Annotated in this window: 23 protein-coding genes and 1 pseudogene; 9 read left to right on the top strand and 15 right to left on the bottom strand. The window is 58.2% G+C overall.

Annotation, left to right across the window (positions count from 1 at the left end; all coding sequences use genetic code 11):
- Window positions 1-784: 784 nt before the first annotated feature.
- Complete coding sequence (locus AKN84_RS11000; protein WP_128970661.1) at window positions 785-1,663, top strand: radical SAM/SPASM domain-containing protein; 879 nt, start codon at window positions 785-787, stop codon at window positions 1,661-1,663.
- A 467-nt stretch (window positions 1,664-2,130) separates the two neighbouring features.
- On the opposite strand, the gene AKN84_RS44955 is transcribed toward AKN84_RS11000, so the two are convergent.
- Window positions 2,131-2,415 (bottom strand): hypothetical protein, encoded by a 285-nt coding sequence (locus AKN84_RS44955; RefSeq protein WP_193399644.1) that lies wholly within the window; start codon window positions 2,413-2,415, stop codon window positions 2,131-2,133.
- A 27-nt stretch (window positions 2,416-2,442) separates the two neighbouring features.
- On the opposite strand from AKN84_RS44955, the gene AKN84_RS10990 reads away from it, so the two are divergent.
- Window positions 2,443-2,706, top strand: a complete 264-nt coding sequence (locus AKN84_RS10990; RefSeq protein ID WP_050420723.1) for a Pycsar system effector family protein — start codon at window positions 2,443-2,445, stop codon at window positions 2,704-2,706.
- Window positions 2,707-2,746: 40 nt separating this feature from the next.
- Here the strand turns inward: AKN84_RS10990 and AKN84_RS10985 are convergent, their stop codons facing one another.
- Together AKN84_RS10985 and AKN84_RS10975 are read right to left on the bottom strand one after the other, a co-directional pair.
- Window positions 2,747-3,487, bottom strand: coding sequence for a hypothetical protein (locus tag AKN84_RS10985; protein WP_050420722.1), 741 nt, complete (start codon window positions 3,485-3,487; stop codon window positions 2,747-2,749).
- Window positions 3,488-5,202: 1,715 nt separating this feature from the next.
- Window positions 5,203-5,643 carry a VirK family protein gene (locus AKN84_RS10975; RefSeq protein ID WP_050420720.1) on the bottom strand — a complete coding sequence of 147 codons (441 nt, stop codon included), beginning with the start codon at window positions 5,641-5,643 and terminating at the stop codon, window positions 5,203-5,205.
- A 1,483-nt stretch (window positions 5,644-7,126) separates the two neighbouring features.
- Between AKN84_RS10975 and AKN84_RS48875 the strand changes: the two genes are divergently transcribed.
- From AKN84_RS48875 to AKN84_RS10950, 4 genes are all read left to right on the top strand, one after another.
- Complete coding sequence (locus AKN84_RS48875) at window positions 7,127-7,315, top strand: hypothetical protein (protein ID WP_244485021.1); 189 nt, start codon at window positions 7,127-7,129, stop codon at window positions 7,313-7,315.
- Between the two features lie 2,020 nt (window positions 7,316-9,335).
- Window positions 9,336-10,025: a response regulator gene (locus AKN84_RS10960; protein WP_050420717.1), complete on the top strand. Its 690-nt coding sequence runs from the start codon at window positions 9,336-9,338 to the stop codon at window positions 10,023-10,025.
- Window positions 10,026-10,051: 26 nt separating this feature from the next.
- A complete protein-coding gene (locus AKN84_RS10955) occupies window positions 10,052-11,506 on the top strand; it encodes a type II and III secretion system protein family protein (RefSeq protein WP_050420716.1) in 1,455 nt (484 codons plus the stop codon).
- 9 nt (window positions 11,507-11,515) lie between these two features.
- On the top strand, window positions 11,516-12,148 hold the full coding sequence (locus AKN84_RS10950; RefSeq protein WP_050420715.1) for a CpaD family pilus assembly lipoprotein: 633 nt from the start codon (window positions 11,516-11,518) through the stop codon (window positions 12,146-12,148).
- 183 nt (window positions 12,149-12,331) lie between these two features.
- Here AKN84_RS10950 and AKN84_RS10945 read toward each other — a convergent pair whose 3' ends face one another.
- The 12 genes and pseudogenes from AKN84_RS10945 to AKN84_RS10895 form a co-directional block, all read right to left on the bottom strand.
- Window positions 12,332-13,369 carry an EscU/YscU/HrcU family type III secretion system export apparatus switch protein gene (locus tag AKN84_RS10945; RefSeq protein ID WP_050420714.1) on the bottom strand — a complete coding sequence of 346 codons (1,038 nt, stop codon included), beginning with the start codon at window positions 13,367-13,369 and terminating at the stop codon, window positions 12,332-12,334.
- Window positions 13,366-14,181: a type III secretion system export apparatus subunit SctT gene (gene sctT / locus AKN84_RS10940; RefSeq protein WP_050420713.1), complete on the bottom strand. Its 816-nt coding sequence runs from the start codon at window positions 14,179-14,181 to the stop codon at window positions 13,366-13,368. The genes AKN84_RS10945 and sctT overlap by 4 nt, the downstream gene beginning before the upstream one ends.
- A 300-nt stretch (window positions 14,182-14,481) precedes the next feature.
- The gene (locus tag AKN84_RS48640; RefSeq protein ID WP_210168519.1) at window positions 14,482-14,649 is read right to left on the bottom strand and encodes a hypothetical protein; all 168 of its coding nucleotides are present in this window, start codon (window positions 14,647-14,649) and stop codon (window positions 14,482-14,484) included.
- 231 nt (window positions 14,650-14,880) lie between these two features.
- Window positions 14,881-15,156: an EscS/YscS/HrcS family type III secretion system export apparatus protein gene (locus AKN84_RS10935; protein WP_025038819.1), complete on the bottom strand. Its 276-nt coding sequence runs from the start codon at window positions 15,154-15,156 to the stop codon at window positions 14,881-14,883.
- A 1-nt stretch (window position 15,157) separates the two neighbouring features.
- Window positions 15,158-15,823 carry a type III secretion system export apparatus subunit SctR gene (sctR, locus tag AKN84_RS10930; RefSeq protein ID WP_050420712.1) on the bottom strand — a complete coding sequence of 222 codons (666 nt, stop codon included), beginning with the start codon at window positions 15,821-15,823 and terminating at the stop codon, window positions 15,158-15,160.
- Complete coding sequence (gene sctQ, locus AKN84_RS10925) at window positions 15,816-16,871, bottom strand: type III secretion system cytoplasmic ring protein SctQ (protein ID WP_050420710.1); 1,056 nt, start codon at window positions 16,869-16,871, stop codon at window positions 15,816-15,818. Before sctQ ends, sctR begins: the two co-directional genes overlap by 8 nt.
- 57 nt (window positions 16,872-16,928) lie before the next feature.
- A complete protein-coding gene (locus AKN84_RS10920; protein WP_050420708.1) occupies window positions 16,929-17,465 on the bottom strand; it encodes an HlyD family secretion protein in 537 nt (178 codons plus the stop codon).
- Entirely contained in the window at window positions 17,441-18,796 is a 1,356-nt protein-coding gene (sctN, locus tag AKN84_RS10915) for a type III secretion system ATPase SctN (protein ID WP_050420707.1), read from the bottom strand. The genes AKN84_RS10920 and sctN overlap by 25 nt, the downstream gene beginning before the upstream one ends.
- On the bottom strand, window positions 18,793-19,416 hold the full coding sequence (sctL, locus tag AKN84_RS10910; protein WP_050420706.1) for a type III secretion system stator protein SctL: 624 nt from the start codon (window positions 19,414-19,416) through the stop codon (window positions 18,793-18,795). The genes sctN and sctL overlap by 4 nt, the downstream gene beginning before the upstream one ends.
- Window positions 19,413-20,033: a hypothetical protein gene (locus AKN84_RS10905; RefSeq protein WP_050420705.1), complete on the bottom strand. Its 621-nt coding sequence runs from the start codon at window positions 20,031-20,033 to the stop codon at window positions 19,413-19,415. The genes sctL and AKN84_RS10905 overlap by 4 nt, the downstream gene beginning before the upstream one ends.
- A gap of 22 nt (window positions 20,034-20,055) precedes the next feature.
- Window positions 20,056-20,918 (bottom strand): annotated as a pseudogene (gene sctJ / locus AKN84_RS10900) (type III secretion system inner membrane ring lipoprotein SctJ).
- An 8-nt stretch (window positions 20,919-20,926) separates the two neighbouring features.
- Window positions 20,927-21,436: a nodulation protein NolB gene (locus AKN84_RS10895; protein ID WP_157863280.1), complete on the bottom strand. Its 510-nt coding sequence runs from the start codon at window positions 21,434-21,436 to the stop codon at window positions 20,927-20,929.
- 205 nt (window positions 21,437-21,641) lie between these two features.
- On the opposite strand from AKN84_RS10895, the gene AKN84_RS10890 reads away from it, so the two are divergent.
- From AKN84_RS10890 to AKN84_RS10880, 3 genes are all read left to right on the top strand, one after another.
- Window positions 21,642-22,343 (top strand): secretin N-terminal domain-containing protein, encoded by a 702-nt coding sequence (locus AKN84_RS10890; RefSeq protein ID WP_244485019.1) that lies wholly within the window; start codon window positions 21,642-21,644, stop codon window positions 22,341-22,343.
- A gap of 300 nt (window positions 22,344-22,643) precedes the next feature.
- Window positions 22,644-23,270, top strand: a complete 627-nt coding sequence (locus AKN84_RS10885; RefSeq protein ID WP_128970659.1) for a hypothetical protein — start codon at window positions 22,644-22,646, stop codon at window positions 23,268-23,270.
- A 616-nt stretch (window positions 23,271-23,886) separates the two neighbouring features.
- Window positions 23,887-25,692 carry an HrpF/NolX family T3SS translocon protein gene (locus AKN84_RS10880; RefSeq protein WP_050420806.1) on the top strand — a complete coding sequence of 602 codons (1,806 nt, stop codon included), beginning with the start codon at window positions 23,887-23,889 and terminating at the stop codon, window positions 25,690-25,692.
- The last annotated feature ends 748 nt before the right edge of the window (window positions 25,693-26,440 follow it).

Below are 26,440 nucleotides of genomic sequence, written 5' to 3'. Positions count from 1 at the left end.
CAGGACAGATCGCATTGACTTTCCAAGTCGATCCAATCCAGTGGACCTTAGAACCATCACGGCAACGCTGGCATGTTCGGCTATATCGCAGCTCGAAATCAAATAGCTGACATGCCACCACAGCTTTCCAGGTCTTGAAGATTTCAAATGCGAACCTCTTTGGCTCCTCACGGCCGCATTGAAGCTATTTTTGGGCCGCAGCGCGCGCGGCGACAATCATTAGCGCTGCTCACCCTCCATGACACCACTTAGCCGCAGCACCACCGAGGGTACGCAAATGTTCTGTTCGACCCGACAAACGCCTGCTTGATCCAACATCCTGGCGGGCAGCCCAGCAACTGAACGAGACAGGAGCTCTCGAGGACGATCGTCTCCGAGGCTACGATGCTCAATCGCTATCCACCCAGTTCATGGCCGCGGAACCGTTCGCAAGGACGATGGCTTGCGCGACAAGTAAAAAGGATGGTCCGGACCCTGGCACCGTCATAGGCAGAACTCCAAATAGCCCTTTCGCTCGGTCAGCTTCTGATCAGCATCGCCGCTGCTCGGCAAGCTCTTCGCAGACCATTGCGACGAGGAGGCCAGGCCTGGCACCCGGCTCACGCGAAAGCTAGACGAGGATGTCAGTGACAGCGAACGGTACTGTGCGCAGTCAGCACGTAGAAAGCGGTATTCGACCCCGAGAGATCGGTGCCACGTTCAGCAAGCGCGTTGTCGAACCCGGCGCATTGCCGACCGCCCCTTGCTCTCCTTCCGGCAGTTCCACCTGAAAGGATCAAAGAGAATGACGGCATACCCGACGACGTTGCAGAATCTGCGCGCGGCCGAACCTGGTAGCAAAGTATTGGAAATAACCACGACCACCGGCTGCATCGTCAGATGTTCTTATTGCTCCCAGGACAAGTTTGCAGATCGCCAAAGGCTCGTATCCCAAGCCAAGCATCTGGGCGTTCAGGATTTCAAGCGATGTCTCTCACGCGTACCGACAGCTACCGGCATTAGTTTTGCCGGATATTCGGAGCCCTGGTTGCATCCGCATTGCAGCACGATGGTTGAGCATGCTTACGCACGCGGCCACGATGTCCGGATCTTCACTACCCTTGTTGGAATGAACGGAACTGACGTTCGGCGCTTGCAAGTGCTCCGGTTCAAGACTTTCGTCGTTCACGTACCCGACGACGGCACCTATATGAACAGCCGCCTCGTCGGAAAAAACTACATCAATGTCATGCGCCGACTGATTGAGGCAAACATTCCCTCAATTCAATTGGTGGTCCTGGGTAAAATCCATCCTGATCTAGCCGACGTAGTCCCCGAAAAAAAGCTACAACGCTTGCGGCCGCTGAGTAGCAGGCGAGGACGTATAGATCTGAGAATGATCACCTCCCGGCAGCCGATCGCCGGCACTCTGACATGCAATGGGAAACAGCAGCATCGGAATGTCCTTCTTCCAAACGGCGATGTTACTTTGTGCTGCATGGATTTTGAGCGGCGTCATGTCCTTGGGAATCTTTTGCGCGACGAGTACGAAGATCTGTTCGAAGGCCGGATATTTAGCGAAATCGCCGACCGCATGAACGGTACGGATGGCTTTCTGCTTTGCAGGACGTGTGAATTTGCCAAAGCGGAGCCGGAATGTAGGAGCCCTGCCCGCGCGCTGTGAGAATGGCCATACCGATGGAAGCGCGCCGCACCAGCTGGACTAGTGCCAGAAGGCGGATGAAAGTCGCGCTTCGGCGAATGCACGACCGGGGACCAGCCCTTAGGAGAGCTCAAGGATCGCCGCCTCTCGTGATCGACATGCTCCAAGACCTGGGCCTTCTGCCGAGCCAGGGCGTCCCCATGACCTGTTTTTTGATCCACGGTCAGCCCTACGCGGCCGAAAGCCTACCCGGAGGCCGCATTCTTCTGTTTCATCGGCCGCAATTGGACTGAGTGAGGTGCTCGTTGGCACCTTGCACGGCTATTCAGGCCGCGAAACTACATCTAATCGTTTGCTTTCAGAGAACTTAAAACCGCAAGCGCATCAGAGGAGAGCTCGGCAAACTTGTCTCCGCGAGCGCGGAGAAGACTTTCAAAGACGCCCGTGGACAGCTTCGCCTTCAACGTCGGTGACGGCCAACGTGTCCTTCATATGAGAATGTCGGCATAGAGATGGACGCCGTCCACGCGGTAGGCGATGTTCGTCGAGAGGTTGGCAAGGTTGGTGTCCCGGACATACTCCTTGATTTCGATATCCTTGAGCGGCAACGCGTCGATCTTGGCGCCAATGCGCTTTTCCCAAGCGACGGCTTCGAGAGATATTGATGAACTCGTTGCACTCGGCATCCTGAAGAAAGGCGCAGCAGGCGGCAGAAGTAACCAGCTATTCTTTGATCGAGCCGATGGTAGAACGCTCATGAAGGATACGATCAAGAAGAAGCCTTCGAGAAGACGCTCTCCATGCAACTTGTCCGAACCATCGATTTCGTCAAGTTCGCCGAAACCAAGAATGCCGCCCTTCTTACGTTCTCCTCGCTTTGGATCATCGGCACGATCGACCTGCTAACGAGACAGGCCAGCTTGCCACTCGGTTACAACGTCGCATTCTGCGCGGCGCTTCCTCTCTTCGCTGTGGGCGGTCTGGTTTGTATTCTGTCGTTTGTCCCCCAGGTGTTGGCTCAGTTTTTCGAGACGGATGACGACTCCGTCAGCTTACTGTATTAGGGCGCCGCGCCGAGCACACATTCAAGCGCTGGCTTTGATCTTATTCCATATGCAAGGCGTTCCAACCCCTGAGGACCCAGGGTGCAAGTCTGGTATCGACGAGTTTGCTCCAGGACTTGCCTACTTCGATCCAGCGGCATTTTCGCGCGGGCAAGTTCTCCAGCACTTTTTGGGCAATAGGTGCGAGACTCGCAGCTTCGGAGGTTGGGTCAAGGCCAGCATCTGCAAGGATTTTCACGGCTGCCTCTTTGGATCGCATCCACGCCGCTTCGGTGAACCTGCTCCCCGAGAAATACTCGAAACAGGTGCGAAACGTCAGAGCACGGCCGATGACCTTATGGTTTGGTAATCCCGTCTCACTGAGCCATCGGCGCAAATGGTCGCACCATTCCTTGTTGCTGAAGTCGAGAAGATTGCCGCCTTCGAAAATCAAAAGCGCCGCCATGCCAGCGATTTCACATCGTACGTCCTCATCTTGTTTTTCGAACCATTCGCGGATTGCTTGCAAGGGCGTCCTCGGCATCTCGGCCGCGGCGGTCCGTTTGAACGGGACGACGTTTTCCAGTGGGGGCATGCGCGGCCAAGGCTTTCCCCTTGCGTCCCATAAGACCCAACGCTCTGCGATCGCTTTTGCTTCTTCCGGTGATCTGGTCCGCCAAAGCTCCTTGAGCGCCTCGTCGACGTAGTATGAAACATCCGCCTTCAGGCCACGTGTACGCGCGATTGCTGCTAGGCGTCCGGCGTCAAGGAGCCGGGCCGCGAAGTTGTTCTCTGCGTTCATTTTCCGAGGTCTTTCGCGCCCTCTCCAGCGCGTCCTGTTCATTCTGCTCTAACCGTACTACAAGCCCGCTATTCACGCCGTTGAAAGTTAGCGGCGACGTGACAAGACGCCCGCCGGAATCGGCCGAGCAGACGCCGTCTGCCTTATGTTACGTACCGCTAACTTCAGTGGCTAGCCACGGCCGCAACTTGCGATGGTAGCCATGCCCGGAAAGCCCCTAGGCATGGCTAGGGGTGTGCATTCTTCGTGCCAAGCAATAGTCGACAGTTTGGATGACGTTTGAGTTGGGTTTGTCTGCTTCCCGACATACTAAGGTCTCTATCCTAGCAGTAGAGCTTGTCCGCAGCGGACTCATCTTGATGCTGCCGTTTCCGCAACCACGCGAGCGACGTCGCTCGTGGATCAAAAAGCCTTCTGTTTTCGCGGCGCTTTAAATCGGCACCCCTGCAACAGCGCTGGGCTCCCTCATGGTTAGTTTAGTCCGTCTGGTTCGTAAAAAATTCCTGCTCCAAGCTGGTTGCGGTCACTCTTAGACACACAACCTGCGTTCCAATCATCTCAATAGCAGTCTGGCCATTGGTGATTGTGCTTTCTATCTCAGGCGTCTTCAGAATCTTCCGACAACGACGGCCGTTTAACGTCGCCGGCACGTGCATACGAGAGAGATGCACTGATACTCAATTGGGATAATTTTCATTCGTCGAATTTTGGACAACTTAATGAGCGTATCGCGTGCGGAGATCGACTCTAACAAACAGATCGTTCCAGTCCGAGGAGAATCATTTCTTTCCTTTCTTTCATCGCCAAAAAGGGGATGACTGGCTCTCAACTCTTGACGAGGTCGATCGGCGCCGTGTTGTGTTTGCCTTAGTCGAATAAGTAATCTATCGAGTTGGCGCGTCTGCTTCGCCGACTTGGCTCGACGCGCGCCGAGCCTCCCGTCCGGCCTTCGATTAGCCCCCTCGCGAGGGGCTCCGCCCCCAGCGCCCACGAGGACCGTTGCGCTCGCCGCGGCCGTCTCCCCAGCCTTCCGCGCTGCGCTTGTGCAGGCTGAGTGATCCCCTCGGCAGCGTCGTCCCTGCGTGCGCCCCCCGGTCTCAGTGGGCTGGGCATGACGGTTCAGCGTGGAAGTCTGCGCTGAATCGTTACCCCAAAAGGAAAACTGAAAAATCAAGAATTGCGTCCAAACGACAGCTTAAGCGGCGTGCAAACCCACCGCGGCAGTCGCGGCACGATCTTGAGCGGGATGGTTCAATCACTGTGACCACATTTGGAAGCACGAAACTCTCAGATGAAAGGACCAAAAAGACGCGGGATGCATGATACGAGCGCATTGTCGGGCGGCCGAGGAGTAAGCGTCATCATCGCGGGCCAGCAGCTTGATCGGGTTGAATCCTCACAGGATCGCAGATCAGGTGCGGACGTACTTTGGAAAGACCCGTCTGGAATGTTCAAATGATAGGCCTGTCTCCGAACAATATGAGGATAGCCGGAACCGCCGATCTTCCGATAACTGAGGTTCAATGAGGATCGATGGCCGTCATACGGTACCCTGAGACAGCAAGTTCGTGCACTCGATGCGCTTCAGGAAAAGACGGCCAGAAACAATCTGGCCGTCTCTCACGATCGAAACCATCCGTCATGACCTGCGAAGGTGTTTGCACGGTTAAAGGATCAAGGTTTCGAAGCGCGTCCCCCTGCGCTGTTCTCTTCGTTTACCAGATGAACTTAGCGCCATCCGGCAGTTCGCAGATGAATTCGCCCTGGTTCACGAGTTCGGTGGTCCCGACGACAAGCTTCGAAGCCCGCACCGTGAGCCTGCCTTCGCGGCTGAGGCTGTGGCGGATGTACTCGGTCACGGCATGTCCGGAGCTGTCCACCGTTTGGTGGGCATTGGCGAAGCTAATGCCGTTCTGGGGAGTCACCCTGAAGGCATTGATGACCAGACCAGCCTGAGTTGCCGACGCAGCTTTGCCACCCTCCGCGGCTGTACAGCGGCTCATGTCCAGTACGAGCTTCACATTCTTGCCGGTCTGCAGGGCATGGAGCACCTCGGTGTATTTCGGCGAGGGCTCATCGGCTCTCGCCATCGTGCTCACGCCTACGGTTGAAAGCAAGGACAATACGATCGCCAGTCCTTTGCCAGTACACTTCATACGCTCTTCTCCCTCGATAAGTACCACAGATCGCACGTTGCAAGACGCCGTGTAAGCCGATTGGCGGATTTAGGACATCAAGCGTGCCTGCGACAAAGACAATTTGCCGCAACTAGGCGCAAGTGGTTGTAACGGCTATTCCGACGTCACAACCTCGTAGGTCAGGTTTGCTAAAGCGGCTCGCGCCCGTGCGAAATCGACTAGAACGATTTGATCGAGCGTCGGTCGCTTGGAAACCAAAAAAGCGGTAACCGGTCGCGCTCGTCCATTGCAGGTCCGACGGCCGAGAGGATGCCGTTCTTGCATCTTTGTAAGCAAACGACTTGAAAAGAACACGGCGGCCCGTCGCATCCGCCAGCTTGTCCATGTGATAGCCGGGCAAGGACTGCTGCCCCAGAGGGCGTACCCGCAAAGAGGTGGTGGAACGAACCTGCCGCGGCGGTCCGAACGAGCTCAGTCAAGGGACCCGATCTCGGCCCATTCGAAACAGCAACGACAGAGAGCACAAGACAGCGCCGACTTGTGATCCCTGGCTTTGCGCGTCTTCCTTCTGGCTGACGATCGCCTCACTGACCAAATCCATCCGGCTCCCCTCAAAGGCCAAGGCAAATGGCTTCCTTCCTGGTCCGTCAGCTTCTCGAAAGCTGCGCCTGCAATAGTCTGCGCCAATAGCCGGCACTCGAATGGAGACTGAAATGAATGTTGATCCCCGGAATGCCGCCGACACTCCATTCGAGGTTCACGATGTGCTGCAGCAGCCGAGCCGGATCGACAGGCAATCAGACGAGCTTAGCGCCCAGACCAGCGCACCCCACACACAGTTCCGAGAATCAAGCAAGCTTTGAGCAGCAGCTGGATGACCTGGACCTCAATGGATTCGGTTTTGCCAAGGTCGGATTCAGTCTCGTCAGTGGCAAGCTCCACAACCGGCACGTCGTCGTCTGCGTCGAACCAGGCGGCCCCGGAAGCCGGTTGCTCTCCAGCCACATCATTTGTCAGCGCGCGCGCCCAACTTGTCGCAACACTTACAGGTGCCACTCTTGAATCGGTCCAGAACGAGATCAACCTTGCCGAGCAGAAATCGGCACGTTGGTCACCTGGCGACCGCACCTCCCGTCGATCGGGACCGCGTATTCGAGGACGTGGCTGGCTCGTCATATGTCACACTGCGGCGCTTTTAGAATTAGAACAGCGATTGCAAGCCGCGCAAGGAAGAAAACACAAGCGCAATATCGCATGTCCGTAACACGGCTCGGGATCACTCTTCCGTTGTTTACCCGCTAGAGCGCTATCCTCTGGACCGGGCGCGCCAAGCTGGCTGGCATATGCGCGGCCAGACGACCACATCTGCCTTCGTATCGTTGGCCGAGGATCCCGAAAAACTCGCCGTTCGCGCGATACTTGGGCGAGAGCGATCGCCAACAATGCGGACGCGCTGCACACCTACACGGTACCGAAGTCCGCGGTCTGGACGCCTGACGACGTGCTGAGCAGCATCGGTCTTGAAATGAATGCCGACAATCCGGACCACATCGACGGGGACGTCGATTTGATGTGCTCACTCGGCAGAACTCCAACCCGAGAGACTGAGCGCCTGTTCCTGGGCGGCAATTTGGAGAACTACCGGACCGCCATCGAAGCAAATCCCTACAAGCGCGGGAGTAATGCATAGATACTCTGTCGACCGCGCCATTTAGCAGGTTCGTTTGGGTTCATGCACCAAGACAACCACCTCAAGGTAGACCTGGAGCACGGCACACCTCACGCGTAACAGTTTGAGCATAGGGCGTGGCGCGACCGATGTCGGATCAACTCGCCGATCGAACGGGGCAGCCCCCTACGCAATGCGCTACGGGCGGTTGAGGGCTCCGAGAGGGAAAGTCGCACTACGACGGTCGGGAGAAGCTGGCCGTTCGGGGCATCCTGGTATCTTGGCTGTGCCGACATCGCACGGCATCAATTTGTTAGTGGCCATCACGCGTGGCCGGAGGCGTGATGAGGTAAACCTCTGAACGCGACGCATCGCCCTTTTTAGCTAGCTCGACCTGACATTGAACGCGCGATCAACGCTTTGGCCGCGATCGCTTCAGCTATTCACTCGTCTGCGACAGGCGATACTGTTGCAGCGGGGCCGATCCGTCACCTGGATGTGTTCCATCAAAACAATCGATTTTGCTGGTCACACCTAAGCCCCTCATAGTCGACCGCGATCTATGGAGGCAGCATTCAAAATGACGTCTGGCAATCGATTCTCTCCTCAGTTCCTTGATGATCAAATTGGCTCGCGCGATCGCTCGTCGGCATCTCGGCTATTAGCCCATGCCCGTCACGTGAACGCATACCCGCCCCGGTCTTCCCGCAATATTGCCACGCATGAGGCGGATCCGTCGATCCTCCGATTGTGATGTCATGGCTTTGCCCAAAGCCTGGCACGAACGACTGGCTCTTCGTGCACATCCACGGCTCTGGCGCTAAGCTTGATCGGACGGCGAAATGCTCACGACCTGGATAGCGCAAGACCGCCATGCGCAGGTCGATGGTCTGGTCCAAACTGTGTCGCCGTTATCTCACAAGGCTTTCGAGCCTGATGGCACCGCTACAAGCAGTCGTCAAAGGCACTTGAATCTCACCTAGCGTCAGATTGTAGGATTTCCGACAGTCTCGCGACAGAGCCCGCTCGCGTGAACTCTTCCTGACAGGTAGCAAGAATTGCGAACGTCTCAAAAACTCAATGCACGGCCGCTCCGCCTCGTTACACTGCTCGATGGCTTCTCTTCAGAGCGTACATCGTGCATCGCTTCTGCGCCCAGCGGAGGACGACGCGCCCCACGCGTAGCCAGGCCAGGATCCAGCGGGCGAGAAGAACGCGGGCAGTCGCAATTTTGTCCATGCCAGTCACACGCCGAGTCCGAGATCAGATCATTGTTTCGTGGTTTACCCCGTGTGACGACACGGAGCCTGCGTAACCACCTCAGGCGATGCGCGCTCGCAACGCCGGACTCGATTCCTCCTTCGTTCGCAGCATTCGCTCCGCGGCGGCATGGGAGGACTCCGGCGCGACCGCACTTCTGGACGGTTGGCACCTTGCGCGGCAATCACCGGCCAACGAGAGGATGTCTATCCAGCCGACAGGCGTATTGATCTTTCGTCGTGCATCTCGGCTTCTTCCAGCATATCGGCCAGATGCACAGCGCATGAACTGTCTTAAAAACGCGAAAAACCTTGCATTGTCGTGGCTTGACGACACTACAGGCTCAACAGCCTAGCAGGACCGACCGCGGATTAAGACGAATTGGGGGAGTTTCCAAATGTCAGCTTCGCTAGTCTGTTCGGCCAATTCAGCCGCTCTCGCCTGCGATTTCGTTTCACTCGCGCGGTTTGGCGCAATCGCTCCTGCAGGCGGCGGCCTCGGCCCACAGATGCATCAGCGCGCTGCCAAGGCTCTCAACCTTGTTGGAAATCGCGGAGCTCTTGCCGACATGCAGGGTCTTTTGAGCGGTGTCGCCGGCGGACGCGATGCGCGGCAGGCCGCCTATCCGATGACGACAGACCGGCAGACATTGATCGCCTGCCGCTATGCTCCATCCTGGCATTTCCGACTTTTCGAATTCACGTCAAAGCGGCCGCCCACCGAGCCACATGGTCAACCGTGACACGCTCAAGTCCTGCCGAGGATGGACGAGAGGCAATGAATGCGAATTCTCCTGGTTGATCATCATGCGGACTTTGGCCGCGCCGTGAAGGAAGCGCTCTTGAATTGCGGCTTCGCCGTTGATGTGACGCGCACACTGGATGAGGCGTCGGCCGCGCTGGAATGCGCGAACTACCACATGGTCCTGCTCGAATCTGTCTTGCCCGACGGAGACGGACTGGATTGGCTGAAGCATTTGCGGCGCGAGGGACGATCAATGCCGGCGATGATGATGAGTAGTCTCAATGATCTCAGCCGCCGAATTGCAACTTTTAATGCAGGTGCGGATGATTTCCTGCCCAAGCCCGTGTCTATCGACGAACTCATCGCCCGCATGCGAGCCATCCTGCGACGATCGACGCAAATGACGGCGCCGGTGGTGACATTTGGCAATCTGCATTTCGACCCGATCGCAAGGCAAGTCTCGGTTGGCGGCCGGATACTGAGAATTGCGCGGCGCGAAGTGTGCATTCTCGAACATCTGCTCAACCGCGCCGGCCGCACCGTGCCGCGCACATCGCTGGAAGATAGCTTGTATGCGTTTGACGACGAGGTCTCGACCAACGCGCTGGAAGTCGGGATCTATCGCTTACGCGCGCATTTGAACCAGGCCGGTGCGACGCTCAGGATCAAGACCGCGCGCGGGGTCGGCTACACTCTTGAACTCGTCGGCGCGGCATCGGCTGCCTAGCAATCTAACTTGAAAGCAACAATCCCTTGAAGGTCGTCAAGAATGCTGCCGGCGCCAATCTGCCGATGGTCATGATCGCGCAACGCTCTGCCGCTCTGCCCCGCTTGTGCTACGTCCTGTGCGGACTTGCTCTGCTATTTCCGCTTGCCGGCGCAGCCGAGACAAAACGGGACGGCAAAGGAGAGCCGCCACGTGCGGCGCCTGGCAGCACCACCGGCACGCTCAACCTCACCTCCTCACAGGGCAAGACGGTTCATCTGAGCGCGCCGGCAGCGAGCATTTTTGTTGCCGACCCGGCGATCGCCGACTATCAGGCGCCATCGAGCAGCACGATATTCGTATTTGGCAAAAAATCCGGACGAACCAGCCTGTTCGCCTTGAACGAAAACGGCGAGGCTCTCGCCGAGCTGCGCGTCGTTGTCACCCAGCCGATCGAGGACCTGCGTGCCACGCTGAAGGCTGAGATCGGCGATTATCCGATCCAGGTCAGCTATACCCCACGCGGCGCAATCCTTGGCGGTACGGCTCCCAACGCCGATATCGTCGAGACGGCCAGGAAGGTGACTGAGCAGTTTCTCGGTCCGGGTGCGCTGGTCGTCAACAAGATTCAGGTGGCAGGTTCGCTGCAGGTGAATCTGAGTGTGCGGGTGGCAGAAGTCTCCCGCAGTGCCGTCAAGGACCTCAATATCAACTTCACGGCTTCCGGTCCGAACGGCGCTTTCCTTGCCACCGGAAAAAGTGGCGGTTCCGGGCCGGCCCGCGGCGGCGGCACGATCGGCATCGGGTACAGCGCTGGCAATACCAACCTGAGCGCTGTTCTCGACGCACTCGCCAGCGAGCACCTCGCCTCGATCCTGGCTGAACCGAACCTGACCGCCATGTCCGGGGAATCCGCAAGTTTTCTGGCAGGTGGCGAATTTCCGATTCCGGTGATGCAGGACAACCGGCAAGTCTCGGTCCAATTCCGACAATTCGGAATCAGCCTGGAGTTCGTCCCAACCGTCCTCAGCAATAATCAGATCAATATCCATGTGAAGCCTGAAGTCAGCGAACTGTCGAAAGAAGGCGAGGTCAGCGTCAACGGAATATCGGTGCCCGGCCTCTCCACGCGTCGTGCCAGTACTGTCGTCGAGCTTGCCAGCGGTCAAAGCTTCGCCATTGGGGGGCTCATCAGGCGCAATTTCAGTACCGACATCGGCACTTTTCCTTGGTTAGGCGATGTTCCGATCCTTGGTGTGCTGTTTCGCTCCTCTTCATTTCAGAAGCAGGAGACCGAACTGGTCATCATTGTCACTCCCTACATCGTCCGACCGGGATCTAGCCCAGCCAAGATGAGCGCTCCAACTGATCGCATCGGGCCGCCTTCGGACGCAGGGCGCACCCTGACGAATACGCTGGCTGGTTCATCGAAGGGCCGTGAGGCGGCGCCCGCCACGGCCAGATCGGGTGCAACCGTCGGTGCCGGCTTTATCATTGAATGAGGACTGCCAATGACCTTGCGACACCTATGTCTTTTGATCCCAGTTGCGGCGGCCCTTGGCGGATGTGCAAATAGTGCTGCGATTTCTTCCGGACCGGCTGGACAAGCGGCTCGGGTGGAGCAGAAGACCAGTGTCCTGCTGCTTCAAAATCTTCGTCGCAACGAGAGGTACGGCCTGCGGGATTTCATTGCGAATGCCAGCCGCGGCCGGCGCGATGCACTCCAACTCGACGTCGCCGGCTCACCGCGGCTCGTAGCGCAGGTTGCCCATGAGGCGCGCGCGATGGGCATTGCCCCCTACAATATCCGCCTGTCCGCCTCTCCCGTCGATCTACCCGCACATTTCGGGGTCCGGATCGAGGCAATTACCTACGAGGCACATCCTGCCGTCTGTCCGCCGCTCGCTGTCACCGGCCCTTCTCTAGGCGACAATTCGTTCGATCCAACGCTTGGCTGCTCAGTCCGCAATAACCTCGCAATCATGGTCAACGATCCTGGCGACCTGCTAGGCAATGGCGCCGTCATGCCGACCAGCGGTGATCGTGCAGTGCTTCCCATCACTGCTCGTGGGCCCGCGGCGACCGGCAATCGCAGCAATTTGGAGGATGGAACCCAAAACAGGGGGGCGCCAGAAACCCAATAAGCGGCTCGCAACATCCGGGCAGGACGAACGACGCTGGACACTCTGGTTTCCATATCAGTCTTGCGATGAGCCGACGAGGCTCCTGGAGTCCTGTCTTTGCTCGGCCGTTGTTTTTGGATCGCGCAGCTTGTACCAGGTTCTGCGACAATAGGGTCTTTGCCCGAAGGTCTGAGCGTATCGACGCTATACAAGGCCGGCGGCAAACACCGCCTTTGCGACTCTCTCGAAACAATCCATCGGAACGGCCTTGCCCATCGCACCTTTGCGGATCAGCTGCCGCGCCAACACATGATCCTCGACAATGCTCAGACGCTGGGCCCGCGCCTGCGCCAGTAACTGTGACGCCACCGCGCCTTCACCGCGGCACACCAGCACCGGGACGCCTGTCTCGCCCCGAACGTAGCGCAGCCCAATCACCGTCGCCGGTCCACTCAGTATCAATGTTGCCCGGTGGATGCCGAGCGGAGACTCGTTCGCCGACTCGCGACGGATCCTGCGGTGTTCACCCTTGATGTGCGGATTACCATCCTGTTCCTTGGACTCGCGCTTGGCCTCGCTCTGCGTCATGCGCATGTCGCGCAGGAATAACCAACGCTGAATGAGCAGATCGGCCAGCCCACCAATCAAAAAGGCGCCGGCAGCAATCGTTATCAGTACTTTCAGCTCGTTAAAGACAAAACCAAGGCAGCTTAAATCGCACACCGGCAAATAGACCAGTGCCCTCCAACCTGCGAGCACAGTGAAGAGGAACGTGGCACCAAGAACCAATACTTTGACGAGGGACTTTCCAAGCTCGACAAGCGAGCGCTGGGAGACAATCCGCTTCAGCCCTTTGACCGGATCCAATTTCTCAAAACTGGGTTTCAACGGCTCGACGGAAATCGTCAACCCGCCGTTGGCCAAGACGCCGGCCAAGATGGCCGCAACCAACGCCGCACCCAGGATGGGAGCTACGGCTGCCATAGAAAGGTCCATCAATCCGACCAACGCCTGCCCGACGGCGCTGTTGAACGGCCGGCCCTGCAGCTTGTCGATGAGCCGCACGGCTTCGCGCCATGCGTCTACGATCGGGCCCGCCCTGAGGCACAGGCAGCCGAAACCAGCGCAAAGGCTTGCCGCGGTCACAAAGTCGGCGCTGCGCGGGCTCTGCCCTTTCTTACGCGCGTCCCTCAGCTTCTTGTGACTTGGTGGAAGCTTTTTCTCTTCACTCGTGTCGTTCATTTCAAGAACTTCTCGAGCCACTCCAGCACACCGTCGAACTGAACGATCTCGGCTCCCATATATTCGATCAGGAAGACGGCGTAGCTCACCATGATGATGCCAAAGGCGGCATTCTTGATAGTCGGAGAAAGATCGTTCAGCTTGATTTGCGGCGCAAAGCGCCCGAGCAGCATGAGGGATACGTCAATCAGAAGCAGCAGAGCCAGCACGGGCCCGGCGACCACGAGGGTCGTATGCATGATATGGTCGAGAAGCTTGATAAACTCCATTGCCCCCTGCTCGGTCAGGGGCGGTAGCAGTCGATACACGGGCCAGATCAGATAACTTCCGTAGAGGCACCTGACCATTGTCTGCAGGCCCCCCGATACAACGAAGATCGTAACCGCCGCAGTTCCGAGAAAGAGCCCCATTGCGGAGGTTTGACTGCGCGTCGCAGGATCGTCTACCTGGCTTGAGATGCCGCGCTGGGTATCAATGATGTCACCAACCGCTTGGATGCTCCAAAGTGGTATGCTGAGCAGAAAGCCGAATAATAGGCCGATAAATATCTCTTTCACGCCGAGGAGCGCGACCGCAATCATACGGGTGCCGGGATCCAGCGTCTGCAAGCCGCTCTTGATTTGCATCAAGCAAGGCAATCCAATCACAACCGTCGCGCTTGCGCGGATCATCCCGCTAATGTGCGGCCGGGTGAATACCGGATGAACCAGCATAATGCCAAGCGCCCGGGCCGCGCCAAGTCCGGCCGCAACGACGAATTCGACGGCAGTCTGAACCAGACTTTGCGTCTCGGTGGGTGACAACGCATCCATTTGAGCTCAGCTCGCCGCTCGCTTCAAGCCAATCTAATCGCCCGTGCCTCGCCATGATGCGAGTCGTCAAGCACTCTGCTGGTCATCTACCTCGTGTCCTAGCGGTTGCAGAGCGACATACCTGGCGCCAGGCCAGGTCATGCGCTTCAACTCTCCGCAGCCACGGCTGTCGCCAATAAGGTATGACCATTTCAAGATAGGACCCGCCGAATAGCGCCGCTGCAAGGCCAGCAAGCCAAGCTCCTTCTGGTCTCACCGGCCGCAGGGCGGTGCTGATGATCTGGAGGTTCGGAGCTTCCATCAATTCAACAGTTTGCGGCGATCGGTCTCGGGCGGCACCTTCATCGCGGCATGATCCATCAGAACGTTAAAACCGTGCGGCCGCTTGAGATCAAAGCGGTTCGCCTGTCCCCCTAGTTGATAGCTCGCCAGGTTAGGCATCGAGGGCCAGGCCTTACCGCAGGTCATTCCATCGTGAGCCAGATTTGAATTGAGTGGATGTCAATTTCAGATGAGATCATTCTTCCTCCGAAGGCCCATCGAGCCGAACAGGACAGTTCGGATATCTATCTGTCCCATGCTAGTGAGGCGAGCTTTCGGTAAGCTGACGAAACTCGCCTCTTCTGGTCACGGTTCACAATGAGGACAGACAAACGCGACGCCATAGCTTTAGGCCTGGTCAGCCTTGCGTTCCCCGCACTAATACCTCGCTGTAAGCGCGGGGAACTCAGTGAAGATATGCTGGGCTTGTTCGATTAGCGGCGCGCTCAGCACCGGGGCAAACAGAACGAGCACCGCGACGACGACGAGGAGCTTCACTGTCAGTGGCAAGGTTTGATCCTGCAGCTGGGTTGCTGCCTGCACGATGCCGATACCCAATCCGGCCACGAGAGCTGCCAGGAGCGGCGGCAGAACCCAGATCATGAACAGGACAAGTGATCGGCTCAGGTGGGTGAGGATGCTGGCTTCGTCCATCTCAACCTCCGGGCGTTGCGTAGCTTAACACCAATCCGTGCATGAGCCGCGACCAGCCGTCGATTGTGACGAACAGAAAGAGCTTGAAAGGAACGGATATCATTGTTGGTGACACCATTGACATGCCCATGGCCATCAGAATTGTCGTCACGATCAGGTCGATCGTGATGAACGGAAGATAGAGAAGGAAGCCAATCTCAAATGCACGCTTAAGTTCCGAGATCAAAAAGGACGGCACGAGAATTGCTAAATCATCGGCTGATGCGTTGCCGCGCATCTCATCCGACCAGATATGTTCCGTCGATGACAGGAAGAACGTGCGCTGTTCCTCAGTGGTGAACTTTTTGAGGTGGGCGCGCAGCGGCTCGCTGCCCTCCTTGGCGGCGATCAACCAGTCGTCGGCGGTTTGGTAGCGAAGTTGCGGATCAGTCACGCGATTGTAAGTCTGCTCGAACACTGGAGCGCCTATGAACACGGTAAGAATCAATGCAGCGCCATACAGGACGATATTCGGCGGTATGGACTGAGTTCCGAGCGCGTTGCGAACCAGGAAGAGAACGACAGAAACCTTTATGAAGGCGGTCGTTGTGACGACTGCGAACGCCAGCAGGCCAAGGCCGACCGTCGCCGCAAGAAGCGCGAGGATGCTCGGTTGAATGTCAACCATTGACTGCCAACCTGCTACGTAACCGGATCCCAAGCGCCTCACCGATGCGCACGATGTCGCCCCGGCCGATCAATTGACCGTTGGCTACAATATCGACTGGACCGTCCAGCGGCCGCCCAAGTTCGAACACGTGTCCCTCGTTGATGCTTCTCAACGTACCCAGCGGGATAGGCCAGCGGCCGCATTCAAAGACAAGCGTGATCTCAACACTGTCGATGTCGGCTTCCGAGGGCGGGATTGCTTGTCCCGTTTGGGAGCGTATCGTCATATCTACATACCTTAGAGGATGGGGTTGCAGGCGGAATGGTCCGCGAAGGACAAGTCTGTCGTCCGCGGCCTGCGCCGGCGCCCACAACTTGGCCGCCGTGAGGATCAGCTGGCTATGAGCAAAGGGAATGACGTCGGGCAGCAGTGCGTCGCCGGGCTGTGCTTGGCGAAGGAGCCTGACAGGCGCCCGCAGCGAGCCGATCTCTCTCGCAATCACGACCGGCAATTCCGACGAAATCTTGCCTTGCTCTCGCGGTAATTGGCCAATCAACTCGCCCAACAAGCGGAACGCAGAAGGAATCAGACCGTCAAGAGGCGCGAACAAGAACAGGCGGGCCTTTCCTGCCAGCGCTCCGATGGCAACATCGAGCTCCAGATAGGGGTCTTTCGCCGTTGCGTCTTCGATGCGGATCAGCTGCACATTCGATGCGAGCACGTTCTCTAATCCAACGATCCAGGGTGCCAGTGCAAGCTCGAGAACGAGCGAGCGGGTTGGGTCGGAGGGTAAAGTAAGGCCCTGCTGGACTGTTGAAATCAGTGTCTCGACGAGAAGGCGAGGCAAGGACAAAACAGCTGTCTCGCCTCCGGCGCGAAATACGCAGTCGAGCATCGACATGGCATATGGCTCGGACTGCCAGACAAGCCGGCTCACACGGATGGATAGCGGCTTGTCGCCAAGGCGGCTCTGCAGGACGGTGCGCCGTGCGGCAATCTCGTTGACCCACGAGACCACTTCATGCGCCAGCTTCACCGCTGGCTGAAAGAGTGCGGGTTCAGCCACGGCGCTTACCGACAGGTTGCACAGGCGCGGTTCGCGACGTCATAACAGAACCAGCCATTAGAATGCCCCGCTGATCGTCTGGCTGCGCGAACCACCCTGATATCGGAGCAAAACTTCATCGTCGGCGTCGATTTCGGCCGCAGACTCCGAACGGACGGCGGTCGCGCGCTGGACATTTCCCTCAATCTCTTGCCATTTCTGGCTCGCCGCCGAACGCCCGGCCCATAGTGCCCGCGCTTCATTCACCGCCCGCTGGGTCTCCTCGTGCGCGATGCGTGCCTGCACAAGCGCCTGACGCGCCGATTCGATCTCTGCTGCCAGTCGCCCAAGGACGAGGTGACACCGTCGATCGAGTTCGGTCACGGACGCTGTCTCGAGCTGCGCCAGTTCCCGATAAAGTTCAGCTTCGACCTTGGCGCGATGCTTCTGCGTGGCTTCAAGATCCTCAGACGCCCGCTGCAGCGCGTCGGCTGCAATTCGGCGCTTGTCTTCCATGCTCGACAATTCACGAAGCGCGCTTCGCTCCCTCATGTCTTTCACCAGCCGCAATTTCGACGCTTGCACGGGATTCAGGCCGTGAGACGCGACATCCATGAAACGGTCTCCTCAAAGCTGGACGGCTCGTCCTGTCCCTGGCGCAAGAATGCGCGCAGTTCCTCGATTGACTCGATTGCCCGATCAGTCAGCGGGTCGCTGCCGGGCTTGTATTCACCGACCTTGATCAGGAACTCAGCTTCATTGTAGCGCGAGAGCAGATCGCGGAAGACGGAAGCCGCCTTGCGATGTGGCGCGGAGGCGACCGCATCCATGACACGACTTCGGCTCGACAGCACGTCGATGGCGGGAAAATGCTCGCGCGAAGCCAGTGCGCGCGAAAGAATGATATGACCATCGAGAATGCCGCGCGACTCTTCGGCGATCGGATCGCCCGTGCCGTCACCTTCGACAAGCACCGTATAGAATGCCGTGATGGAGCCCCGCTCCCCCATACCGGCACGTTCCAACAGACCGGGCAACAGCGCAAAGACGGAAGGAGGAAAGCCGCGCCGGGTCGGCGGTTCTCCCGCGGCGAGGCCGATTTCGCGCATCGCACGGCTAAAGCGCGTCAGCGAATCCATCATTAGAACGACCTGCAGTCCTTGATCACGAAAATACTCCGCGAGTGCGGTCGCCATATGAGCGCACTGCGCCCGCTCCATTGCGGATCGATCGGATGTCTCAACGACAACGATCGTGCGCGCAATGGCATCTCCAAGATGACGCTCAATGAATTCACGCACCTCGCGGCCGCGCTCTCCTATGAGTGCAACTACGGTGACATCAGCGGCCGCCCCTTTTACAATTTGCGACATCAGCGTCGACTTACCGCACCCAGCATCTCCATAGATTCCGATCCGCTGACCTTCGCCACACGTCAGAAGCCCATCCAACACGCGAACGCCGAGAGGAAATGGTTGCTCGATGCTACGCCGTTTCATCGGGTTGGGTGCCCTGCCGCGGAGCGGACAAGTATGGACCGTCTTTATGGGCCCCTTGCCATCGAGTGGACGACCGAAGCTGTCGATCACGCGACCGAGCAGGCTGGGCCCGACTGACACTTCCTGCATGCGCCCGGTTGGGACCACTTCCGCGCGGTGTGACAGCCCCGCCATATCGCCGATAGGCGTCAGCAGAACCCCATCCGGCAACAAACCGATGACTTCGGCCTCAAGCGCCCATCCCGATGCGTGATCCTGCAACAGGCAAAGTTCTCCGACACGGGCCCCTGGTAATACGGCATGAAGTAACGTGCCGATCGCCCGCGTGATCCGTCCCCGCACAGCACGCGTATCGACGTCCTTTGCCGCGGACCTTACAGATGCCAGCGCCGCATGCAAATCTCCTTCTCCGGCCGCTTGATCATGGTCTGATCGTTGCACCGTCACGATTCGCCTTCCTGAGAGGACGGATCAAGCCTGAGACGTAATTTGCGGAGCTGTGCGGCAAGTCCTAAGTCCACATTGCCGAACTCGCTCCACAGAACGCACTGGTCAGGCCCCATAGCCGGGTCCGGATCAATTCTGACTCTCGGCCGACCATCCGTCCCGTCGAACGCCTGGAATTCATGTCTTAGTGCATCAGCGTTCACAGGAGACACGTGAAGGCATACTTCTGCGCTGCCATATCTTTGCTCGACGGCGTGACGAACGGTTCTTACCAGCATCTCGCCGGGATCAAAGGAGCCCAGCAGGTCGGTCAATATCTCAAGGACGAGCTGTGGCAACTCCTGCTGCAGAACGGCTTTTCGCCGGGCCACATCGGAAGCAGCTCGGGCGATCAGCTGTGCCATTTCGTCCGATCCTGACCTAAGACCCTCGCTGTGGCCGCGCTCCCGCTCTTGCTGATGGGCTTTGCTTGCCCACCTGCGGACCTGCCGCAGATAGCGGTCGGCTAGCGCACGCGTCTGCACCGCATCGTACCAGATGCCCAGTTCCGCGGCTGGTATGAGTGGACCAAGCGGCCGTATCCGTGGGCTATCTGGCCGGGCTATTTCATCGGCCGTCATGCCGCTGGCGCCTCGCTGGCCAAGTGGGCTACCACCAAAGACAGCAAACGACTCGCTGCGTTGTGGTGTTCGGCTGCTGGGGATTCGGCGGCGGTCCCCACAGGTAAACGGAAAAGGACCCGCACACGGTCAAGCTCTGATGCGTCCTTGAGCCAGGCACCAAGGCACGCATGTCCGTCATGTTCAATCTGGCTCGATAGTTTATGCGGATCGACAATCGATGTGGTCGCGACCGCGGCAGATAAGTGTCGGATTGAGAATGCATGCGCTTCCGCACCAATATTTTCGATCAGAATCGCCACATCATGCTTTGACACAAGCTTCAGCACCGAGCGGGCGTGCCAGATACTGCCAGCGAGCAGGGCCGCCCGACGCGGATCATGCCCGAGCAGAACGTCCCTGCCCCAGTCAGTTCCGTTCGAGGCCTCCTCACTTTTCAGCAGCAATTCGGCCAGTCTTTGCTGCAGCCTCGGAGTCTTCTGCAACTGCAGTACTGTGGCCTCCGACAGGAGCCCATCAAGATGGCCGGCCAAACGGCTGGGATGGATCAAGGCGGCAAGCTCGCGCAGGCGATCGGAATGCGCGTTGAGTAAATGATTCTGGTCGGGGAATACCATCGATACGGACCTGAATGCCCGCCTACTTCGCATCGGAGGAGAGCTTTTTGCCAACGGACTGGACCGCTGGCTTGCTGGCACCACTGCCGCGATTCATCAGCTTACGCCAGGATTGGCGAAGTTGGCCACCACGTACGCTCAGCAGTACGCAAGATAGGATACCCAATACACCGAGCGCACCTCCTGCGCCGATCGCAATGGGAGCCGAAACGAACCTGGTTGACTCGTGCGAAGCTGCCGCTGGCGTAACCGAGACCTCATGCTGAGTCCGCTCAACGGGCACGAACACGACCGCCACCTTGTCGTATGATAGACCTTCGATGCTGTTGGCGACGAGCATCTTTATCTGCGGCAGCAAGGCTGAGAGCTTCGCGTTGGAAGCGTGCCGAATGAAAACCGACGCCGAGGACGGGGTTGCATCCTGCCGCAAAAGATCATTCTTCGGCAGAACGACATGAACACGGGCGGAGAGAACCCCATCAATATCGTTGATCGTGCGCGACAATTCTTCGCTGAGGGCATAGACGTAGCGGGCCCGCTCCTCGACCGGAGAGGCAACGAGCCCCGACCCCTTGAACACCTCGCCAAGGCTCTTGAAGGGCTGGCGCGGCAAGCCTGGTCATTTAGCAACTCGATGGAATAGGCGAGCTGCTTTTCTTCCACCTGAATGGTGCTCGTCCCATCCTTGCCGATAACCCGGATGGCATCGACACCCCTGCTCAGCAGCAGCCCAAGCATCTCGTTGGCGTCACGCTCCTGAACTTTGGTATACAGATCGGTTTTGCAACCGGTGAGCATCGGTAAAAGCAGCAGCAGAACAAGAGCATGAAGCCGCTTGCTCGCGGGCCGACCGTTACCGATCTTGCCTTTCGTCGAGACAGCCAACGGCTCGCTCAGCCTGCCGATAGAAGCTTATTCAGAGATGAACTGACGGCACCTGTCCCTTTGGAGATGAGCGAAACCTGGACGACGCCGTTGTAAACATCGCGCAAATTCGTCAGCGCCGAATCGAAATGATCCGCACCTTCCGGCTTGCCCGCCGAATGCACCTCGACTTGCTGCGGCCGCAGGAGCGGTTGCGCGGCCGGCCCAAGCTGGAAACTCTTCGCGGGATCAGGGTCGCCGACGAGCGTCGGCGAAACTGCACCTCCAGGAAATGGTTTGCCCTGGTGGATAGCAGAAATGCCCTGAAGGACGCGATCGCCAAGCGGGCTCGCCGGCGTGACTGCGCGCTGCACTTCCGGCACCAATGACACCGGCGCGCGCTCGGTCACAGAAGAGGGGCCCCCCTGTTTCAAGGCGGCCTGCGCGAGACTCTCGTGAAACTGAGCGTGTGCCAGCGAACAGCCGCTGGAGGCACACTCGACGGGGTTGGCAGAGACCGACGCAATTCCAAGCCACATGGGAGAAATCATTTCTGTCACGTTGTGAGATTAGCCATTCGCTCGCATGAATGGGCTGGCACCCTAGAGAGGCAAGCTGACCAAAAGCTGACGAGCACCCGTCATCGAATGATCACGGTTGGCTTGCAATTTCTGGCGAAGCGCCGGCCTCCAAATTTTGGGACGAATTCCGATGCTTAGTCTCAAGTAGAAGAAAATCGCAGAAATGCTCATCTCGTCTACAAGGCTGCATATCTTGAAGAAAGTTCTCTATGTTGGTGTTTTCATTTGCTTGGGCGCCATCAAGGCGCTCGGCGCCCCGCTGGCGCTGCCTTCGACGCCGTATAGTTACACAGTGCTGGATCAGGACCTCGCGGCCGCGCTGCAGGAGTTCGGCAACAACCTCAATATCAGAGTCGATATCAGCACGGGGGTGAAGGGACGAATTCGCGGGCGAATGCCGGATCTCCCACCGCGCGAGTTCCTCGAACGGTTGACCAATCTCTACAATCTTCAATGGTACTACGATGGGCTGGTGCTCTACGTATCTGACGCGCATGAGGTGCAAAGCCGCCTTCTGGTCTTGAGTCCGATCAGCTTTGACGCATTCAAGGCGGCGCTCGACGCACTCAACATCTCGGACGACCGCTACCTCGTGAGAGCCGTACCGGGAGATGGCCTCGTCTTCGCGTCCGGTCCGCCTCGCTTTATCGCGCTTGTGGAGCAGACACTCAAAGGACTGGTGGCGGAGGCACAAGCGCGACGAAACCCGCACGGAGCCGAACAGCCACCGCATGAGTCGGTTTTGATGCTGTTTCGCGGATCTTCCAGCGTGGTCGTTCGCGAAGGACGCCCCAATGACGTTCCTTCGCCCGCACTATCACATCAAGACGGCGCGGTTCACGCACCTGATACTGGTAAGAAATGAACGGATGATAACAGATAGGTTGGGAAGAGGTGTAATTTCTACTTATGCCCTCTGTCAGCTTTTCGAAAGCCGCTGCTGTCATGATTAGAGGGCGGCTGTCCAGCGGCGATGCCGCAGGACAGGCAATAAACGTCCGGGCCCGCACCACGGGATGCGCGAGCCGGATCCGGGCAAGCAGTATCCGTGACCTGCTTTGCAGCCTTAGCGCTTCATGCGAGCCTTTGAAATGCTCTACGAAGTCCGTCATGAACTTCGTCGCATCGGATGAGAGCCACTCTTTACTGCAAAAGGAGGAACAGGATGGACTTCAATGCGCTAAGCGGAGCAGACAAGAGCCCACCACCCCACTCGGCCTCACCGCCCGCCGATCGAAGTGAGTTTGAGCGTGAACTGATGGCATTGCATGAAATGCCCGAATACAACCAGGACCTGATTTGGCAGGAACTGGGAGGCCAATCATCGCGCGGCGAGCCGTCATTGATTGGCAGCGAGCAGTCCAATTCCCAACAAGCGGCCGCTCAAGATCGCGCGGAAGCCTCCGATTTCGGCAACGACCCTGTTTGGCAAGATCTTGAGCATGGACTCCTACGGGCGGGGTCGCCTCACGCAGGACTGTCCCAAGCGGGACCCGCGCTGCCCGCACGCATCGCGCCGCCGGAACTTGGCGATTTCGTCATGGCGAACGGATATCTCGCCAGGGACAATTGGGTCTTCATCGGCCAAACAGCTACGCCTGCTCAGATCGAGATGTTGAGAGGCCGTGACGTCATGCCGAGCAGAAATGTCCGGACTACAACGTTCACCATCTTGGGTGTGCCTCACACGGCACAATGGCGCGCAGAAGGGTTCATTCGTCTCGAACCGTCGCTGGACGCCGCCCTTGGGCCTGCAGGTTCGAGCGAACATCCTGGTGACGAAGCACAATGACATTGACAGATGCAGAGGTGCATCTGAGATCCGAGGTGTCCGGAGTACCATGCGCCGCCCAAACTTTTGGGCGATGGATTGATTCGTGCGTCCACCCCGGCAATCTGATCCGATCATGCTGCATCGCCTCGATCGGGCAGACGCCAACACACTTGTTTGATACACAGGCACGAGCTGGCTGAGCGCTGGTGAGTTGCCGAGAGATGTTGCGGAACCGGGGATGTGTTGCATCAATCAGCACACGCGAATCCTGCGAAGAGCGGCAGACTCGTTGATCTGGCTGTCGCAGAGGAGAACGACCAAGCACCCAAGCAAGCCGATGCCGAATTGAGGACACCTCGTCGCGTTGAGCGACGCCATTTCGCAACTCATTGTGAAATCCTTTGAGCGCCGTCAGCTTCTCGAAAGCTAATCGCTCCTACCATACGGCGTGAATATCTAGACGGCGATATGCCTATAGATTGTAGCCAAACTGAGCGCTGGGAGCGCTGTGCAATCGGAAGCAAGCGGTAGGAGTCGTTGAGGCCTATCGACATTTCTTGCTCGTTGTTCGCCGCGATCTCAGGCTGCGCCACATAGCCAGCTAGTGGTGCGATCTCAAATCAGAGGACGTATGATGTCAGTCAACAATCTGCCGCTAACCACCAGCTCGAATTTGGCTTTGTCGGGGCTAGCTTCCGGGCCCTCGCCGGCGCGTGACTTTTCAAGCTTCGAGGCGGTGCTGGTCAGTTTGTCGTTGAAGGGCACGACTGACGAGCATTCCCCACCGCAAGGTCCGACGACCGAGGACTCGGCCAAGCAACTCACGGAAGAACTCACGCAAGAGGTGCGGAACATTATCCCGCCGGAGATCAAGGCCGCACTGGACGCATGTCAGGAGACCCCCGAGCCGTCCTCCGAGGAAGCCTCCTCCGCTGCGAACGCCCCAAAGATCGCAGAAGCTCCCGTACAAAGCTCCAGAATCACGTGGAACAGCGGCACCCTGACTGAGGCCGAGCTGCAGATTGTGTCGGTGCTGATCCGACACAAGGACAAATGCCCTCTGGATTGGAAATCTCTGGGAGATTTGGCCAACGATCCTTCCACACCGCCGGATCTAAAGGCGGCGATCGAGGCACTGCAGCGGGACCCCGAGCTCTTCTACGCGATAGGCTCGCAAGGCGACGGCCACTGCGGCGGCAAGATCAAGGCAGGTGATCTCTCCGGCTTCTCCGATTACCACCCGCAAGTTGCTGAGTTCCAGGAGCAGCGGGCAAAGAACTATACGCAAAACTACATCCCCTCCGACGGCAGCGGGAATGGCGAGCCATCGGTTATGATGCTGAGCGATGCATTGCGCGAGCTCTATCGCTATTCCGACAACCTGCCCAAGAACCTAAGCCTTTCGGATTTCAAGCAGATCATCGACGGCGAAGCTAAGACGGGCAAATGCCCGCCGCAGGTTCTCGCGGCCGCTCAATACTTCCTCGACCATCCGGATGAATGGAAGCAGTTGTACGGTGGCTCGATAGACAAGGTCCACAAAGAGGACTTCCTGCAGGTTGCTTCATCATCTGTGAATCTCACGAAAGCCGAGCTCGATACGCTCGACACGATCAGCAAGAACCAAAGCGCCTTTTTCGGGAAGGGCGATCTCACGCGGGAAAAGCTGGCGAGCATGGCCGATGACAAGAGCCTCGCGCCCGAGGTGCGAAAGGCGGCCTCCCAGCTGCTGTCCGATCCTGTGCTGTTCGGGTTAATGAACAACGCGATTACGGGCTACAAAACCCACCACAAGTTCTTCGACTTCGGCGGCGGCCATACGGTCGATTCCGGCAATATCAGCAAGAGCGACTTCAACCAGTTCTTCAGCAACATGTCCGGTGCGAACCGCACCGTTCAACATGTGAAGACGCATGCCGCCCGAACGGCCGCCGACAAGGACGCGGTCGCGGACATGACGATGGGCGTGGCAGACCAACCCGACGTCAAGTCTCCCAAAAAGAACGGTGGCGCCTTCATGCACGCAATCAATGACGTGCTCAAGGTTGGCTCTAAGGTACTCGACTGGGCTGCGACAGCAGTCGGTGTACTTAGCTTCATTCCAGGCTTGGGCGAATTGGCCGATCTGGCGTCAATGGTGCTCGAAGCCGAAGCGCAAGCTGCAAATCTTCTTCACACCGCCATCAGCGGTGGCAACATAAAGCAAGCGCTCGAAGAAGCCGGCCTGAGCCTTGCGGCACAGGCGGTAGGCTGCATCGGCGGCCCTGAGGTCAAATTGGCAATGCGAGAAGGCTTGGTGAAGCAGGCAATTCAAGAAGCGGCCACGGCGGGGGTCAACCTCCCGGTTTCGGTAGCCCAGTCCTACGCGGAGGACTACCTGAACAACTTGAAGGCTCGCATCGAGTCCGAACGCATGCAAGCTGCAGGCGCTAACGCCTAGTCGGATCACACTATCTGTCAAGATAAGGCTGAAAACGCCGGTCGAGCTTGTGCGGCTTACGCGCGGTCGGGTCTCCCTGCCGAGCAGTCGGTTGCGCAAGCTCTACCATCCTCGATGCCGTGCGCCGGATCCGAGGAACTTGCTCGCTCTTCACTGCTCACAATTTATGTAGGCCGCGCCCGATCGCGCGAGGGCCGACCTCAAATCCAGTCTGCCGCTGCGAACGTCAATCGGCTGCATATGCAGCCCGGCAAGAAGGTCGATGCATTAAAGCCGCGCGACAGAACCGGTCAGAGGTGCGGAGCCTGCCGGCTTGCGCAAGGATCAGAAGCACGCTGATCGCGGAGCGCCAGGGCGAAGGACCGCTTCTCGAGCGGCAGGCTGCTGTTCGCTCTCGTGAAGGCGGACCCCGATTGACGGATCCTTCATGAGCCCTCCAGGACCGAGGGATCATCCTTGACCGCGCAATCGCCGTCAATCTCGCTTTCCGCCCCGCTCCAAACCAGGTCAAGCTCCGTCCCGCTGCGCCCGGTTGCAAGAAAATTGTCAAAAGACCCCGCGGGCATCGAAAGTGACGTCAGCCCCGGGACTGCAGCGCAGTCGACTTCAAACGCGATCTATTAATAGTCGCGTTAACATCCGCCTGCTGAAGCTTTCGACTTGATGAGCAGCGATCCGACGCGATCGAGCTCCACAAACGAACGTTTGTCCTGGTACATACCATCTGATCTGCAGCTTTCGCAGATCC

Origin of the sequence: Bradyrhizobium tropiciagri (assembly GCF_001189845.1) — a bacterium.
GTDB lineage: Bacteria > Pseudomonadota > Alphaproteobacteria > Rhizobiales > Xanthobacteraceae > Bradyrhizobium > Bradyrhizobium tropiciagri.
The sequence above is the reverse complement of the archived record's forward strand: the minus strand, read 5'-3'. Positions and strand labels throughout refer to the sequence as shown.

What these genes read in the sequence shown, in the direction of transcription:
- AKN84_RS10990 (WP_050420723.1), top strand. Translation starts at nt 2,443, where the DNA reads ATGCAACTTGTCCGAACCATCGATTTCGTCAAGTTCGCCGAAACCAAG.
- AKN84_RS10985 (WP_050420722.1), bottom strand. Translation starts at nt 3,487, where the DNA reads ATGAACGCAGAGAACAACTTCGCGGCCCGGCTCCTTGACGCCGGACGC.
- AKN84_RS10880 (WP_050420806.1), top strand. Translation starts at nt 23,887, where the DNA reads ATGTCAGTCAACAATCTGCCGCTAACCACCAGCTCGAATTTGGCTTTG.
- AKN84_RS10920 (WP_050420708.1), bottom strand. Translation starts at nt 17,465, where the DNA reads ATGGATGTCGCGTCTCACGGCCTGAATCCCGTGCAAGCGTCGAAATTG.
- AKN84_RS10895 (WP_157863280.1), bottom strand. Translation starts at nt 21,436, where the DNA reads ATGTGGCTTGGAATTGCGTCGGTCTCTGCCAACCCCGTCGAGTGTGCC.
- sctR (WP_050420712.1), bottom strand. Translation starts at nt 15,823, where the DNA reads ATGGTTGACATTCAACCGAGCATCCTCGCGCTTCTTGCGGCGACGGTC.
- AKN84_RS10960 (WP_050420717.1), top strand. Translation starts at nt 9,336, where the DNA reads ATGCGAATTCTCCTGGTTGATCATCATGCGGACTTTGGCCGCGCCGTG.
- AKN84_RS10935 (WP_025038819.1), bottom strand. Translation starts at nt 15,156, where the DNA reads ATGGACGAAGCCAGCATCCTCACCCACCTGAGCCGATCACTTGTCCTG.
- sctL (WP_050420706.1), bottom strand. Translation starts at nt 19,416, where the DNA reads ATGACGGCCGATGAAATAGCCCGGCCAGATAGCCCACGGATACGGCCG.
- AKN84_RS48640 (WP_210168519.1), bottom strand. Translation starts at nt 14,649, where the DNA reads ATGACCTGCGGTAAGGCCTGGCCCTCGATGCCTAACCTGGCGAGCTAT.
- AKN84_RS10945 (WP_050420714.1), bottom strand. Translation starts at nt 13,369, where the DNA reads ATGAACGACACGAGTGAAGAGAAAAAGCTTCCACCAAGTCACAAGAAG.
- AKN84_RS10905 (WP_050420705.1), bottom strand. Translation starts at nt 20,033, where the DNA reads ATGGTATTCCCCGACCAGAATCATTTACTCAACGCGCATTCCGATCGC.
- AKN84_RS10885 (WP_128970659.1), top strand. Translation starts at nt 22,644, where the DNA reads ATGGACTTCAATGCGCTAAGCGGAGCAGACAAGAGCCCACCACCCCAC.
- AKN84_RS10950 (WP_050420715.1), top strand. Translation starts at nt 11,516, where the DNA reads ATGACCTTGCGACACCTATGTCTTTTGATCCCAGTTGCGGCGGCCCTT.
- AKN84_RS10890 (WP_244485019.1), top strand. Translation starts at nt 21,642, where the DNA reads ATGCTCATCTCGTCTACAAGGCTGCATATCTTGAAGAAAGTTCTCTAT.
- sctT (WP_050420713.1), bottom strand. Translation starts at nt 14,181, where the DNA reads ATGGATGCGTTGTCACCCACCGAGACGCAAAGTCTGGTTCAGACTGCC.
- AKN84_RS11000 (WP_128970661.1), top strand. Translation starts at nt 785, where the DNA reads ATGACGGCATACCCGACGACGTTGCAGAATCTGCGCGCGGCCGAACCT.
- AKN84_RS10975 (WP_050420720.1), bottom strand. Translation starts at nt 5,643, where the DNA reads ATGAAGTGTACTGGCAAAGGACTGGCGATCGTATTGTCCTTGCTTTCA.